The sequence below is a fragment of the Caulobacter endophyticus genome, from assembly GCF_029543245.1.
GTDB lineage: Bacteria > Pseudomonadota > Alphaproteobacteria > Caulobacterales > Caulobacteraceae > Caulobacter > Caulobacter endophyticus_A.
The window spans coordinates 171405-185697 of record NZ_JARQWV010000006.1 but is presented as its reverse complement, the minus strand read 5'-3'; the positions used below and the strand labels follow the sequence as shown (position 1 = coordinate 185697).

Genomic DNA, 14293 nt, shown 5'->3' with positions numbered 1-14293 from the left:
ACCATGAGCGCTAATATCGGCAGCCGAGCACGCGTCGCGCTGCCGTTCCGCTGACCTTAGTTCTGGCGAATTCGGGGCAGTGCCGAGCAACACTCAGGGGCGCAGGCTTGAAAAATGCTCCAAGAGCTCGATCAACACTTGGTTGGCATGGTCGAAATTAGCTTGCTGGCCCTCAAGACCGTAGTGCCACTTCTCTCCATGAAAAAGATTGTTTCGCAGACGATAGAGGATGAGAAGTACAGCAGCCGTGCAGGAAGCGGGGTCTCGAACCTCTTGGCTCATCACTGCGACGACGAGGTCTCGTCGATCGTGCCGGCGAAAGCGCAGGGACTCAAAGCGTGCCGCCGCCTCCCTGTTGGGAAAATAGCGTTGTTGATAATGGGCCAAAGCCTCTCTAACGGCTTGAGACCAGCCCAGATTTTCACCACCCCGTTCGGCCAGATCGCAAAGCTTGCCTGGGCTCGCTGAGCCGTCGAGCACAAGGCCTTCGAAGAGAGGCCAGAAGTGCAGGAAGCCAGCGACAGCCTCCCGTTCTGCTGTAGAGAGCTGCCTATATCTGGGCACTCGCTCCGAGAGCCAATGTTCATACATCACTTTAATCAATCTCTGCGAACTTGCGCGACTGCGATCTTTATTCGTCTCGAGGCTGGACGAGAACTAGTTGAGAGTCGAAGACCCTGGCTGCTTGATCGGCCAAGCGGCTCAGCGTGCGCCGTTCCGGGCTAATTTCTTCCATAGGGCGAGTTGTCGGTGGTGTCGGTTCTGGTGCTTCAAGGGCCTCGAGGTCGATCGACGTTTGGATCAGCGATCGACTTACCGAGCGAAGGAAGTCGCCTCTCTCCATGGGCGCCGCCTCCACCGACAATTCCACCTTCTGCGCGGCCAATTCCATTTGTCGGCGCTCGTAGGCGCGACGTTTGGCCTCGGCCCGTTCTCGGCCTTGGACTTCGGCTCTTTGGAGGCGCTCAGATAACTCGGGTAGGGTTTCCCGAAGAGGTCGGTCGTCATGATTCAGGGCGGTCTTTATTTTTTCGAGTAAATCTCTGCTCGTTAATGCGCGAATTTCCCGTGGTTCAGAGCAAATCCAGGTTCGGGCTGCGTCAAAAGCTACATTGTGGCGTTCATCATCGAGCGATCCGATCTCGGACGGTGCGACAAAAACAGACCGTGCGCTTACCGCTGCGTCCTGCCACGCCCGATTGATCTCACTGAGTTCGTGAAATCGTGGTGCAGCGTAAAAGACGAGATTGGGGGGCGTGTCGAGTGCCAGGAGAAGTTCGTGCTGATCTGATTTCAGCGATTGCGTGACGGGAAATCGATAGAAGGGCACCCCAAGTCGCCCCCCGAGGTCGTCCACAAGCTTCCACTCGCGGGCCGAACGGCGAGTCATGCATTCCGATCGTTTGAATTGTAGGAAGAGTGGTGCGCCGGGACGATCAAGTTTAACGTCGTATCCGCCGCCAGGGCCGCCTTCTTCGATGAGACTCGGAAAGATCGGAGCTACCGAAAGTTCCGCCCATCGAACGAGCTCATTGGTCAGCGCGAAGCCGTACGAGAATTCGGAAATTTCTGGAATCATTTCAGCAGCGTCCCCCCGAGGTGTGCTTGTGAAAGCGCAACTCTGCCTAGAATTCCACAACTTTGTAGCAAGTATCGCCATTGTGCTCGGTTTATGTCGTCTTGGCTGGCTATCTGTTGCCGTCACCCTCTGTCGGGGATTGGAGGTGCAGTCTGCGGTTTCTCTCGATAGGGCGAAATCACATGAGGCCGGAGCGAAGTTTCCAACGCCTACTTCCCCCTCAACAAACCACCCCGCCAGCCTTGCGCTCCCCGACCCCCACGGTGCATGAGGAACCCTGACACGGCGAGGCCTGCTTCGCCGCCCGCGCTAACCGGCCTTCCGGCGACGGAGGGAGGACAAGAGACATGACCGAAGCTGCTTCCAAGACGATCAAGGGTCGCACCGGCGACTGGGAAATTGTGCTGGGCCTCGAGGTTCACGCCCAGGTGGCCAGCAAGTCCAAGCTGTTCTCGGGCGCCGCCGTCGGCTTCGGCGCCGGTCCCAACGAGCAGGTCAGCCTCGTGGACGCGGCCATGCCGGGCATGCTGCCGGTGCTGAACCGCTTCTGCGTCGAGCAGGCGGTGAAGACGGGCCTGGGCCTGAAGGCGCAGATCAACCTGAAGAGCCGCTTCGACCGCAAGAACTACTTCTATCCCGACCTGCCGCAGGGCTATCAGATCAGCCAGTTCGACCAGCCGATCGTCGGCGAGGGCGTGGTGGTGGTCGAGCGCGACGACGGCACGACCTTCGACGTGCGCATCGAGCGCCTGCACCTGGAACAGGACGCCGGCAAGTCGCTGCACGACCAGGACCCGAACGCCACCTATGTGGACCTGAACCGCGCGGGCACGGCGCTGATGGAGATCGTCTCCAAGCCCGACATGCGCACCTCGGAAGAGGCCGCCGCTTACGTGAAGAAGCTGCGGACGATCCTGGTCTATCTGGGCACCTGCGACGGCGACATGGAGAAGGGGAACCTTCGCGCCGACGTCAACGTGTCGGTCTGCCGTCCGGGCGACTACGAGAAGTTCCGCGAGACCGGCAGCTTCAAGCACCTGGGCACGCGCTGCGAGATCAAGAACGTCAACTCGTATCGCTACATCCAGCAGGCGATCGAGTACGAAGCCCGTCGCCAGATCGAGATCCTGGAAGACGGCGGCGTGATCGACCAGGAGACCCGCCTGTTCGACCCGACCAAGGGCGAGACCCGCTCGATGCGTTCGAAGGAAGAGGCGCACGACTACCGCTACTTCCCCGATCCGGACCTGCTGCCGCTGGTGCTGGACCCGGCCTGGGTGAAGGAGATCGAGACCACGCTGCCGGAGCTGCCGGACGCCAAGAAGGCGCGCCTGCAGAGCGAGTACGGCCTCTCGGCCTACGACGCCGGCGTGCTGATCATCGACGCCGAGCGCGCCGACTACTTCGAAGCCGCCGCCAAGGGTCGCGACGCCAAGCTGGTGGCCAACTGGGTGACGAACGAGCTGCTGGCCAAGCTGTCGGCCGCCGGCACGGCGTTCCCGGACTCGCCGCTGCCCTCGTCGGACATCGCCCAGCTGGTCGAGCTGATCGAGAACGGCACGATCAGCTCGAAGATCGCCAAGGAAGTGTTCGAGCACATGTGGGCCGGCGAAGGCCGTCCTGCGGAGATCGTCGAGAAGCGGGGCCTAGTGCAGATCAACGACACCGGCGCCATCGAGGCGGCGATCGACGAGCTGATCGGCGCCAACCCCGACAAGGCCGCGGCCGTGAAGGACAAGCCCCAGGCCATCGGCTGGTTCGTCGGCCAGGTCATGAAGGCCACCGGCGGCAAGGCCAACCCGGGCACGGTCAACGACCTGCTGAAGGCCAAGCTGGGTCTCTGATTGGGGTTCCTCCCCCGCACGCTTCGCTATGGGGGAGGAGTTTGGTGAACAAGGAAAAGGGCCCGTCGCGAAAGCGGCGGGCCCTTCTCTTTTCGGAAGGGACTCGAACAGGGACGCGTCTACTGCGGCGTGGTCGGGTCCTGCGCGGACGACGACGCGGCCGGGTCGTCGGCGTGCTTCTTGTGCTTCTTGGACTTCTTGTCGGGCTTGGCGGCGTCCTCGGCGGCCGGGGCCGTGGTGGTCGAGGTCTCGCCCGGGGCCGTGGCCGAGGTCGGCTCGCCCGCGCTGGCGGCGCTGTCGGCCTGCGGAGCGGTGCTGTCGGTGGTCGCCGGGGCGGTGGTCGAGGCCGACGGGTCGGTCGTCGTGGTCGACGAGCCCCAGCTGCTGCTGGACGAAGGCGGGGTGGTCTGGGCGGAGGGATCGGCCGGGGCCTGCTGGGCCAGGGCCGAACCGGCATAGCCGGCGGCGGCGAGGGCGAGGACGGCGGCGGAGATGCGCAAGCTCTTCATCGGTAAGCGCCTTCGTGTCTGCTGCGTCGGACTGTGACGCGAGGCCTACGCTGGCGACCGGATACGGCCGAAATGACCCGACAATCGGGCTTTGCGGCCCGATGCGTGGCGCGCGCGCGGCGAGCGTGGCGCAAAAACGGCGCCCCAGGTGGAGTTCCCGGGGCGCCGCAAGACTTCTCAGATACCGGCGAAATGCCGATGATCTAGTTGTTGATGATCTCGAAGATCAGACCGGTGGCGATGGCGGCCAGCACGTAGTCGTTGCCGGCGCGGTACCAGTAGTAGCCGCGGGGCGGCGGGCGCAGGCGATAGCGGCCGTAGTCGTGCACGACGTAGCCGCCGCCGCGATAGTAGGGCGGCAGATAGCCGCCGCGGCGCCAGGCGGTGTAGCCCGGGCGATAGTCCGGACGGCCGTAGTAGTGGGCCGGCGGAGCGCCGTAGTGCCAGCGGTCGCGGTAGTAGTAGCCGTTGTAGCGGCGGTCGTCCCAGCGGCTGTGGCGGTCGTAGCGACGGTCGTCACGGCGATCCCAGCGGCCGTCACGGCGATCATCGTGACGATCCCAGCGGTCGCCGCGGCGGTCGTCACGACGATCCCAGCGATCCTCGTGGTGGCCGCGGCCTTGAGCCGAAGCGTCCGTGGCGGCGGCGGCCATCGGGCCCGCGACCGAGGCCACGGCGGCGATGGTGAGCAACAGACGTTTCATGTGTACGTCTCCTTGTGGTCAGCGGTCGCCTGGAGGCGGCCTTATCCCTCGACCTTGGAAACAAGATTGATCCCCGGCGCCTGAACCGTCGCTGAACGGTCATGTCAGGATGGATGTTGGCGTCGCGCGCACGGATGGCCATGTTCCCTGTCACCAAGACCGACATCAGGGAGTCGCGTGCATGACCAGTCCGATCGAGCTGCACTATTGGCCCACGCCCAACGGCTGGAAGATCTCCATCGCGCTGGAGGAGATGGGGCTGCCCTACGAGATGATCCCGGTGAACATCGGCACGGGCGAGCAGTTCAAGCCGGAGTTCCTGGCCATCAGCCCCAACAACCGCATGCCGGCCATCGTCGATCCGGACGGGCCCGATGGCCAGCCGATCTCGGTCTTCGAGTCCGGGGCTATCCTCCAGTACCTGGGCCGCAAGACCGGCCAGTTCTACGGCCAGGGCGAGCGCGACCGGGTGAACATCGACCAGTGGGTGATGTGGCAGATGGGCGGTCTGGGGCCCATGGCCGGCCAGACACACCACTTCCGGCAGTACGCCGGGGCGATCATCGCCGATCAGCGCCAGTTGGCCTACGGGGCGATCCGCTACACCAACGAGACCCACCGCCTTTACGGCGTGCTGGAAAAGCAGCTGGCGGGCAGGGATTTCGTCTGCGGCCAATTGTCCATCGCCGACTTCGCCATCTGGCCGTGGGTCGTGCCGTGGAAGAACCAGGGAATCCAGATCGAGGAGTTCCCGAACATCAAGGCGTGGTTCGAGCGGGTGAACGGGCGCGAGGCCGTGCAAAAGGGCTTCAAACTGGGCGCAGAGCTGCGTTCCAGCGGCTTGCAAGCGTCCGGAAAAGCTGCCGAAGAGGCGCGCAAGGTTCTGTTCGGCCAGCGGGCCCGTTAACCACCCGTATACCCGTGTTCATCGGGTGTTACTTCAGTGAACGAGGCGTGTTGTCGCGCCTCGATTCATGATCTCTGCGCGCTTAACTATATGTTCAGCGAGCAAGGTTTTCTCTGTGTTCATGGCCGAGCTGGACCACTGGGGACCAGCCGGAAGGACTGGGGAATTGAAGTCATGATGATGAGCATCGAACCGCCCGCCGCCGTGATGGGCTTGCCGCTGCCGACCGCCGATTCGAGCGGCGACGAACTGTTCCGCATGGGCATGCTGTATTCGACCGGTCAGGGCGGCGCGCCGCTGGACTACGTCTCGGCCCACATGCTGTTCAACCTGGCCGCCATGCGCGGTTCGGTCGAGGCCAAGGTCTATCGCAAGGAACTGTCGCAAGAGATGGCCAGCGAAGACGTCGCCGAAGCCCAGCGCCAGGCGCGCCAATGGCTGGCTCACGGCTGAACCACGGTTCAGCCGTTTCTACTTTCGGGCCGGACGCTCTCTGGATCCGGCCGTGACTTTCCAGCTCAGTTGCTGAAGCCGTTGATGGCGTAGCTGAAGCTGATCGGCAGCAGGTCTCGGAAGTACTGCTGCATGAACAGGCCCGTCTCCGCCGCCCCGCTGCGCGGCACGTAGACGATGTCGAAGCGGCGAAGCGGCACCAGGTCCGCGCCGCGGGGGTCGGTCAGACCCTTCAGAAGATCCGCCGTCCGCATCATGGCCCGCCCGTCGGGGCCGCGCCGGATGATGATCACCTGGCTGCGCTTGGACGAGCTCTTGAAGCCCCCGGCCTGGATCACGGCCCGCAGGGCGTCGCCGTCGCCGGCCATGTCGTACACGCCGGGATTGCCGACCTCGCCGCCGACGAACACCTTCAGCGGGGCCGTCGCCTTCACCGCCACCTGCACCTGCGGGCGCAGCAGCTGCTGGCCGTAGGCCTGGGTCAGCGAGGCTTCCAGTTCCTCGATCGTGCGGTCGGCCGCCATCACCGGTCCGACCAGCGGCAAAGCGACGCGGCCGTCGGGCTGCACCACCACCGACTTATTAAGCTCCGTGGCTGAAGGTACGGTCACCTCCAGCTCGTCACCCGGATAGAACCGGTAGGCGGGTTCGCTCTCGCTCCAGTCGGCGTAACCGATGTTGGGGAACTGGCCGGTGGGCCGCGGGGCGGGCGTCAGCGGCTCGCCGTCGACATGGCCGCAGGCCGAGAGACCGGCGCTAGCGAGCGCCAGGGTCAGGGCGGTGGAGAGAGCGATGCGCCGATCCATGCGACGACTCTTACCAAACATAGGTAACCAAACCTTAAGTCCGGAAGCCCCAGGGTCGTGTGGAAGTTTGGACCCATTGGATTCGCATGTCGACGAGCGCCTGGACAAGCGTGCCGCACGACCCGCCGTCGCGACGCGACTGGGCGGCGCGGGCTCGCTATGCGCCGACCGACTTCATCACCCTGCTGTGGCGTGAACGCTGGCTGATGCTGGCGGTGTTCGCCGTCATCATGGTGCTGGGCGTGGCCTTCGCCACGACCCTGAAGAAGACCTACACCGCCAATTCCAGCCTCTTCGTGCGCCTGGGCCAGGAATATGTCTACGAGCCGCGCGCCGGCGACGCCGCCCGCGGCGCGGTGCCAGACGTCGACCAGGTGATCCAGTCGGAAAGCGAGATCCTGGGCAGCGGCGAGCTGCGCGAGCGGGTGATCCGCAAGCTGGGCTTCGCCACCGTGTTCCCGGACGCCGCCGCCAAGTACGCCGCCGCCAATCCCGAGCAGAAGCGCAAGATGATCGCCCAGGGGCGCGACAGCGTCGGCCGCAGCCTGAAGATCGAGACCGCGCCCGACAATTCGATCATCCGCCTGTCGTACCAGCATCAGGATTCGGAAACGGCCGAGAAGGTGCTCAACACCCTGCTGGAAGAGTACCTGATCTATCGCCGCAGCCTGCTGATCAACGACGACGACAAGGTGCTGGCCCGCCAGCGCGACAGCTTCGAGCAGCGCCTGGCCGAGACGGACACCGCCTATCAGGCCTTCCTGCAGACCAACGACATCGGCGACTTCACCGCCCAGAAGACGGCCCTGACCCAGCTGCAGGCCCAGGTCGAGGCGCAGAAGTATTCGATCGACGCCCAGCTCCAGGACCGCCAGGGGCGCCTGGCCGCCGTTCAGGCCGAGCTGTCCCGCACGCCGTCCGAAGCGGTGCTCTATCGCGACCAGGACATGTCGGCTTCGAGCAAGCTGGCTCAGCTTAAGCTCGACCGCGAGGGGCTGCTGGCCCGCTATCTGCCCAACGCCCAGCCGGTGCGCGACATCGACGCCCAGATCGCCCAGCTGGAACAGGGCGTGGCCAGTGGTCGCACCAATGGCGAAGGCGCGCGCCGCAGCGGCCCCAACCCGATCTGGCAGACCCTGCAATCGACCCGCAACGACCTGTCGGCGGAAGTCGCCGCCCTGCGCCAGTCGCAAGGCGCCTACGCCATGCAGGTGCAGGAAGTGAACGAGCGCCTGCTGCGCCTGTCGCAGCTGGAGCCGCAGTTCAACCAGCTGACCCGCGACCGCGACGTGCTGTCGGCCAATGTCCGCGACTTCACCGTCAAGGAACAGCAGGACGAGGCCCAGCGGCAGATGTCGGCCGAGAGCAGCGACAACATCCGCATCGTCCAGCGCGCCGTCGCGCCGTCGCAGGGCAAGAGCCTTCAGAAGCCGGTGGTCGTGCTGGCCTTCCTGTTCGCCGCCTTCACCGCCGCCTGCGCGGGCCTAGTGCGGATGCTGCTGCGTCCGGGCTTGCAGACGCCGGCCTCGGCCTCGCGCACGCTTGGCCTGCCGGTCCTGGCGACCGCCGGCGTCAAGCGCGCGGCTTAAGGTCCAAGTGGGCGATTTGGTCGCCTTTCGCGCGAACATGGTTAGGCATTAGTTTCAACGGTCTTCAACGCGCGGCGATTCGGGCGAATGGTGGATTTGAACGTGGAAATGGCGGAACTGTGGGGGTCGCTCGGCGCCCCTGCGGCCGGCCGTGCGCACGTCGTCCAGTTCGTGTCGGCCCGGCGCGGGGAGGGGACCTCGACGGTCGCCCGCGAGTTCGCCCGCTTCGCCTCCAAGCGCGCCGGCCGCCGGACCTGGCTGATCGACCTGGACCTCACCACCTCGCCGCAATACCAGGCCATCGCCGCCGATCCGGAACGCTATGGCCCGCTGGGCTCGGGCGCGGCGGCCAGTCCCGACGGCTCGATGTTCTTCACCGTGCAGCCGCCGGCGCCTCGGCCCGACGGCGGCGTGTGGCCGGACTCTAAATACGTCGCCGCCCACAGCGTCGGCGGGCCGCGCTTCTGGGTCACCCGCTTCAAGCGCGAGGCCCTGCGCGGCCGCCAGAAGGCCCACATTCTGCCGGGCGTCGAGTACTGGGCCGCCCTGCGACGCCACGCCGAGATCATCGTCGTCGACTGCCCGTCGGCCGACACCTCGCAGGCCGCCCTGACCATCGCCCAGCACATGGACCAGACCATCCTGGTGGTCAGCGCCCAGGAGGCCGACGTGCGGCCGCCGGGCCTGCTGCGCGACGCCCTGGCCTCGGCCGGCGGCCGCTGCGCCGGGGTGTTCTTCAACCAGGCCTCGGTGACGCCGCCGAGCTTCCTGCGGGCCATCCTGCCGTGACCTCGTCCTACGGCGGACCGGTCAGCGTCGCGCCGCCGAGGCTCCTGTTTCCCCAGATCGCCATCTTCACCGCCGCGGTGGTTCTGCTGCTGCTCTACAGCGGCGGCTGGGAGCTGCCGCTGGTGGGCGAGAACGCCGACGAGGCCGGTTCGGCCATCCTGCGCGTCGCCTACCTGCCGGCCTATGCGGCGGGTTTCGGCCTGATCGCCCTGGACCCGCGCAACAGCTTCCGCGCCAGCGTGCGCCAACCGTTCCTGTTCGCCCTGATCGGCATGGTCTGTCTGTCGACCTTCTGGTCGATCGCGCCCGACGTCACCACTCGCCGCGCCTTCGCCGTGACCTGCACGACGCTGGGTGGCGTCGCCCTGGCCGCGCGCTTCCGCTGGCGCGAGCTGGCCGAGGTGTTCGCCGCTGCCTTCGCGGTGCTGATCATCGCCTCCTACGTGGTCTGCATCGCCGTGCCGCGCATCGGGGTGATGACCGAGCTCTTCCCCGGCGCCTGGCGCGGCCTGTGGCGCGAGAAGAACGGCCTGGGCGGCATGATGGCCTTCGGCTTCTGCATCGTCTCGGCCGCCGCCCTCCTGAACCCCAAGCGGGCCAGGCTTTGGTGGGGCTTCGCCGTGCTGGCGATCGGCCTCGTCCTGATGTCGACCTCGAAGACCTCGCTGGTGTCGCTGATGCTGGGCGTGGCTGCCCTGGGCTTCGTGCTCATCGCCCGACGCGGCCCGGCGGCGGGCACGGCGGCGACCTGGACGGCGGTGACGGGCTTTGGCCTGCTGATCGCCTTCGTGGTGCTGGCCTCGGACGTGTTCTTCGCCATCCTCGGCAAGGACGCCACCCTGACGGGTCGCACCAAGATCTGGAGTGCGGCCTTGGTCGAGATCCAGGAGCGGCCGTGGCTGGGCTTCGGCTACCACGCCATCTGGGGCGACAAGAGCGGCTGGGGGCCGTTCGCCTGGATCAGCAAGAACGCTGGCTTCCAGGCCCAGCACGCCCACAATTCCTGGCTGGAGCAGTGGCTGGGCATGGGGCTGTTCGGTCTGGCCGCCTGGGGCCTGTTCTACATCCAGACCATGACGCTGGCCCTGATCGCCGTGTTCCGCGACCGGGGCGCGTTGCTCGCCTTCCCGTTCCTGGTCGTCTACAGCCTCGTGGCCCTGACCGAGAGCATCGCGGTAGCCTACAACGACTTCCGCTGGGTGCTGTTCGTGGCGCTGGCGGTGAAGCTGGCGTTCCCGGACCGGGAATTGGAGCGGTAAGGGGCGGGGCGTGGCCCTCGTCCTTCGACAAGCTCAGGATGAGGGCCAGTTCAGGCGCTGCGGACCAGTAGAGAACCTCACCCTGAGCTTCTCGAAGGGCGAGGTTCGCGCGGCTCAGATCTTCGACCACATCGCCGGCCGTTCGGGCGCTTTGCCAAGCCGGTCCAGCGTCGCCGAGCGCAGGGCGACGATGCCGCCTTCCAGCGCGCGCCAGGCTTTCATCCGCCCACTGACGACTACGCGCTCGTCCCAGGCCGCGGAGCCGGCCGAGACCACGTCCAGGCCGATCTGGCGGTAGACGCCACGCGCCGCCGCGATCGCCCAGGCCGAGCGGACGGGCAGGTCGCGCAGGCCCCAGCGGGCCGAGGCGTAGTAGGGCTCGGCGGCTTCCACCAGGCGGCGGGCGAGGGCGGCGACGTCGGCGCGGCGGGCCGGGGCGGTCAGTTGATCGACGGGCAGGTTCAGTTCCGTCAGCCAGGCGCGAGGCGCATAGACCCGGTCGTTGCGGGCGTCCTCGACGATGTCGCGGGCGATATTGGTCAGCTGGAAGCCCAGGCCCAGGTCCTGGGCCCGGCGCAGAGTGGCGAGATCCGAGGCCGGCACGCCCATGACGATGGCCATCATCGCGCCGACCACGCCCGCCACGCCCCAGCAATAGGCCAAGAGGTTTTCCAGCGTCTCGTAGGTGCGGCCTTCGACGTCCATCGCGAAGCCGTCGATCATGTCGAGGGCGTAGCGTTCGGGAATGCCGCGCCGCAGGGCCACGGTCTGGAAGGCGGCGAACACCGGGTCGGTCGGCGTCTCGCCGGCCAGGGCGCTGCGGGTCTGGGCGTAGAGGGCGGCGAGACGCGCGGGGGCGTCGGCCACCGGGCTCATGCCGTGGCCCAGGGTCTGGCCGTCGATGACGTCGTCGCAGTGCCGGCACCAGGCGTAGAGCATCTCGGCGTCGGCGCGGGTCTGGGCGTCGAACAGGGCGGCGGCGGCCGCAAAGCTCTTGCTGCCCTTCTGGATCGCTTCGCGGCTCTGGGCCTCGATGTCGGCTTCCAGCGCGCTCATTCGGCCGCCGGGGCCAGGGTGGCGAAGTCGTCGATCATCAGGCCGGCCGTGGCCTTGGCGCTGCCGACCACGCCGGGGATGCCCGCGCCCGGATGGGTGCCGGCCCCGACGAAATAGAGGTTGGGGATCACGTCGTCGCGGTTATGGGTGCGGAAGAAGGCGCTCTGGGTCAGGATCGGCTCCAGCGAGAAGGCCGCGCCCTTCCAGGCGTTGAGGTCCTTCACGAAGTCGTCCGGCGTGATGAAGCGGCTGGTGACCAGGTCGGCGGTCAGGCCCGGAATGTAGTGCTTTTCCAGATAGGCCAGGATGCGGTCGCGGTACTTGGGCCCCTCGACCGACCAGTCGATGTCGGCCGTCTCGAGATTGGGCACCGGCGACAGGGCGTAGAAGGTCGAGCAGCCTTCCGGAGCCATGGCCGGATCGCTGGCGGTCGGATGGTGCAGATAGATCGAGAAGTCCTCGGCCAGGGCGTTCTTGCCGTAGATCTCGCCGATCAGCTCGCGATAGCGATTGCCGAAGCAGATGGTGTGGTGGCGGATCTCGGGGTGCTTCGTCTTGAGGCCGAAATAGACCACGAACAGCGACGGGCTCCAGCGCTTGTTCTCCAGCGCCTTGCCGACCTTCTGGCCGCGCGGCTCCTCGCGCAGCAGGTGGCGGTAGGTGTGCATGACGTCGGCGTTGGAGGCGACGGTGTCGAAGGCCTCGAAGCCTTCCTTGGTCACCACGCCCGTCACCCGGCCCTCGCGCACGGCGATGCGCTCGACGGGGTGGGAGAGTTGCAGCTTGCCGCCCAGGTCGGTGAACAGCTTGGCCAGGGCCCGCACCAGGGCGTGGGTGCCGCCGCGCGGGAACCACACGCCGCCCCGGCGCTCCAGGGCGTGGATCAGGGCGTAGATCGACGAGGTGGCGAACGGGCTGCCGCCGACCAGCAGGCTGTGGAACGACAGGGCCTGGCGGACGTGGTCGTCCTTCACGAAGCCGGCGACCTTGTCATAGACGCTGCGCCAGGCCTGCAGCTTCATCAGCGACGGGGCCGCGGCGATCATCGAGCCGAAGTCGAGGAAGGGCACGGCGCCCAGCTCGACATAGCCCTTCTGGTACAGCTCCTCGGAATAGTCGTGGAAGCGGCGGTAGCCCTCGACGTCGGCCGGGTTGCGGGCGGCGATCTGGCGATCCAGGCCCTCCTGGTCGTTGACGTAGTCGAAGACGTCGCCGTCTTCCCACAGCAGGCGGTAGAAGGGATCGACCGGCAGCAGGTCGACATAGTCGGCGATGTCGCGGCCCGAGAGCTCGAACAGTTCCTTGAGGCAATCGGGATCGGTGACGACCGTGGGACCGGCGTCGAAGGTGAAGCCTTCCTGCTCCCAGACATAAGCCCGCCCGCCCGGCTTCTCGCGGCCTTCGTACAGGGTGACGTCGAAGCCCTGCGATTGCAGGCGCACGGCCAGGGACAGGCCGCCGAAGCCGGCGCCGATGACGGCCGCCTTGGGACGGGGCGGGACCGGGGCGTGGGCGTTCATGCGTCTTGTCCTCCGAACACGGAACTCTCGCTTATGCACTTCATGGCCGCCGGGATGGGCACCGGCGGCTTGCCGATCAGCACCCGCGCCTTGTCGCGCCAGGTCAGGCGCGCCGCATAGAAGCGCTGAATCAGCGGGACCGATAGCCGGTAGAAGCGCTCCAGCACCCGATAGCGCTCTTCCGGCGCGCAGGCGCGGAACAGCATGCGGTTGAGCAGGCGCAGGAAGCTACGCTTGCGCCAGGCCGCCTTGGAGTGGGCCTCGACGCAGGCGCGGACGCTGGCGCTGGTGATGCGGGGCAGGGCGGCGATCTTGTCGGCGAGGCGCGCGGCGTCGGGCAGGGAATAGCCGGTGGTCGGCTGGAAGAGGGCGGCGCGCAGGCCGACCTCCGCCACCTGCGGCCGGGCTTCGCGCCAATAGGCGTCGATGTCGCCGCCAAGTGCGATGGGCAGCACGCCGTGCTCCTCGCGCTCGACCGCCTCGATGGTCCAGCCCTGGCCCCTGGCGTAGTCGGCGATGGCCGCGCCCAGCGAGACGCGGTCCAGGCCCGGGCCGTCGCTGTAGCGGGTGTCCTCGATCAGCAGGCGATGGGCGTCGAGCGGCAGGACGTAGACGAAGCGGTAGCCGTCGGTCTGCGGCACCGTGGCGTCCATGATGATGGGGGCGGAAAGACCGTGGGGCGCGGCAAGGCGCAGGTCCTGGCCGACGAACTTCTGCCAGCCCAGCGCCAGGCGCTTGCTGCGGCGGGCGCCGCGGCCGTCGATCACCGCGCCAGCGACGATGCGGCGGCCGTCGGCCAGGGTGACCTGGTGCGGATTGACGTCGACGACGTTGATGCTCGTCCAGGCGTCTGGACCCAGGGCGCGGGTCACCACCTCGTGCAGGCGCTTCGAGGTGATGGCCAGGTAGGGCGTGGGCAGGCGGCGGCTATGGGCGGGGAAGCGCACCTCGTAGCCGGTCCAGCGATGCACGATCAGCGGCCGCAGCCAGCCGCCGATGGCTGCGTCAACGTCGGTTTCGAAGTGGCACCAGGTGTGCTCGCCGCCGATGGTGGCCTCGCGCTCCAGCAACAGCACCCGCAGGCCCGGCCGCAGCGCCTTGAGGCGCAGGGCGATCAGGCTGTTGGCCAGTCCGCCGCCCACCAGGACGACGTCGGCGCGAAGCGCGGCGGAAGCGGATTCCATCGTTGTGGCTCTAGCACGAAAGAACGACGCTCACGCCAGCGCTATGACGCAAAGCGGTCGCCCGTTTGGGCGTTGCACCCAGGCGGTCGAGGCG

At 66.9% G+C, this 14293-nt stretch carries 14 protein-coding genes; 6 read left to right on the top strand and 8 right to left on the bottom strand.

All coding sequences use genetic code 11. The features are described 5' to 3' along the window. Positions 1-93 precede the first annotated feature (93 nt). Both P7A99_RS07975 and P7A99_RS07970 read right to left on the bottom strand, forming a co-directional pair. The gene (locus P7A99_RS07975; protein ID WP_277793369.1) at positions 94-603 is read right to left on the bottom strand and encodes a hypothetical protein; all 510 of its coding nucleotides are present in this window, start codon (positions 601-603) and stop codon (positions 94-96) included. Positions 604-631: 28 nt separating this feature from the next. After that, entirely contained in the window at positions 632-1579 is a 948-nt protein-coding gene (locus P7A99_RS07970; RefSeq protein WP_277793368.1) for a hypothetical protein, read from the bottom strand. Positions 1580-1926: 347 nt separating this feature from the next. Here P7A99_RS07970 and gatB point away from each other — a divergent pair, with 347 nt between their 5' ends. Continuing rightward, a complete protein-coding gene (gene gatB / locus P7A99_RS07965) occupies positions 1927-3423 on the top strand; it encodes an Asp-tRNA(Asn)/Glu-tRNA(Gln) amidotransferase subunit GatB (RefSeq protein WP_277793367.1) in 1497 nt (498 codons plus the stop codon). A gap of 119 nt (positions 3424-3542) precedes the next feature. Here the strand turns inward: gatB and P7A99_RS07960 are convergent, their stop codons facing one another. Next, positions 3543-3932: a proteophosphoglycan 5 gene (locus P7A99_RS07960; RefSeq protein ID WP_277793366.1), complete on the bottom strand. Its 390-nt coding sequence runs from the start codon at positions 3930-3932 to the stop codon at positions 3543-3545. 203 nt (positions 3933-4135) lie between these two features. After that, positions 4136-4636, bottom strand: coding sequence for an RcnB family protein (locus P7A99_RS07955; protein WP_277793365.1), 501 nt, complete (start codon positions 4634-4636; stop codon positions 4136-4138). A 181-nt stretch (positions 4637-4817) separates the two neighbouring features. Between P7A99_RS07955 and P7A99_RS07950 the strand changes: the two genes are divergently transcribed. Both P7A99_RS07950 and P7A99_RS07945 read left to right on the top strand, forming a co-directional pair. Further along, positions 4818-5543 carry a glutathione S-transferase family protein gene (locus P7A99_RS07950; protein WP_277793364.1) on the top strand — a complete coding sequence of 242 codons (726 nt, stop codon included), beginning with the start codon at positions 4818-4820 and terminating at the stop codon, positions 5541-5543. A gap of 174 nt (positions 5544-5717) precedes the next feature. Then, positions 5718-5996: a hypothetical protein gene (locus P7A99_RS07945; RefSeq protein ID WP_058350531.1), complete on the top strand. Its 279-nt coding sequence runs from the start codon at positions 5718-5720 to the stop codon at positions 5994-5996. A gap of 65 nt (positions 5997-6061) precedes the next feature. Here P7A99_RS07945 and P7A99_RS07940 read toward each other — a convergent pair whose 3' ends face one another. Beyond that, positions 6062-6802 (bottom strand): polysaccharide biosynthesis/export family protein, encoded by a 741-nt coding sequence (locus P7A99_RS07940; RefSeq protein WP_277793363.1) that lies wholly within the window; start codon positions 6800-6802, stop codon positions 6062-6064. 86 nt (positions 6803-6888) lie between these two features. Between P7A99_RS07940 and P7A99_RS07935 the strand changes: the two genes are divergently transcribed. The 3 genes from P7A99_RS07935 (at position 6889) to P7A99_RS07925 (ending at position 10439) form a co-directional block, all read left to right on the top strand. Then, positions 6889-8391: a GumC family protein gene (locus P7A99_RS07935; RefSeq protein WP_277793362.1), complete on the top strand. Its 1503-nt coding sequence runs from the start codon at positions 6889-6891 to the stop codon at positions 8389-8391. Between the two features lie 108 nt (positions 8392-8499). Next, positions 8500-9180 carry a sugar kinase gene (locus P7A99_RS07930; RefSeq protein ID WP_277793361.1) on the top strand — a complete coding sequence of 227 codons (681 nt, stop codon included), beginning with the start codon at positions 8500-8502 and terminating at the stop codon, positions 9178-9180. Positions 9181-9224: 44 nt separating this feature from the next. Further along, a complete protein-coding gene (locus tag P7A99_RS07925) occupies positions 9225-10439 on the top strand; it encodes an O-antigen ligase family protein (protein WP_277793421.1) in 1215 nt (404 codons plus the stop codon). Between the two features lie 114 nt (positions 10440-10553). On the opposite strand, the gene P7A99_RS07920 is transcribed toward P7A99_RS07925, so the two are convergent. From P7A99_RS07920 to crtY, 3 genes are read right to left on the bottom strand one after another with little or no spacing between them, the layout of a single operon-like run. Next, complete coding sequence (locus tag P7A99_RS07920; protein WP_277793360.1) at positions 10554-11495, bottom strand: phytoene/squalene synthase family protein; 942 nt, start codon at positions 11493-11495, stop codon at positions 10554-10556. After that, complete coding sequence (locus P7A99_RS07915) at positions 11492-13015, bottom strand: phytoene desaturase (protein WP_277793359.1); 1524 nt, start codon at positions 13013-13015, stop codon at positions 11492-11494. Before P7A99_RS07915 ends, P7A99_RS07920 begins: the two co-directional genes overlap by 4 nt. After that, positions 13012-14199: a lycopene beta-cyclase CrtY gene (gene crtY, locus P7A99_RS07910; protein ID WP_277793358.1), complete on the bottom strand. Its 1188-nt coding sequence runs from the start codon at positions 14197-14199 to the stop codon at positions 13012-13014. The genes P7A99_RS07915 and crtY overlap by 4 nt, the downstream gene beginning before the upstream one ends. Between the last annotated feature and the right edge of the window lie 94 nt (positions 14200-14293).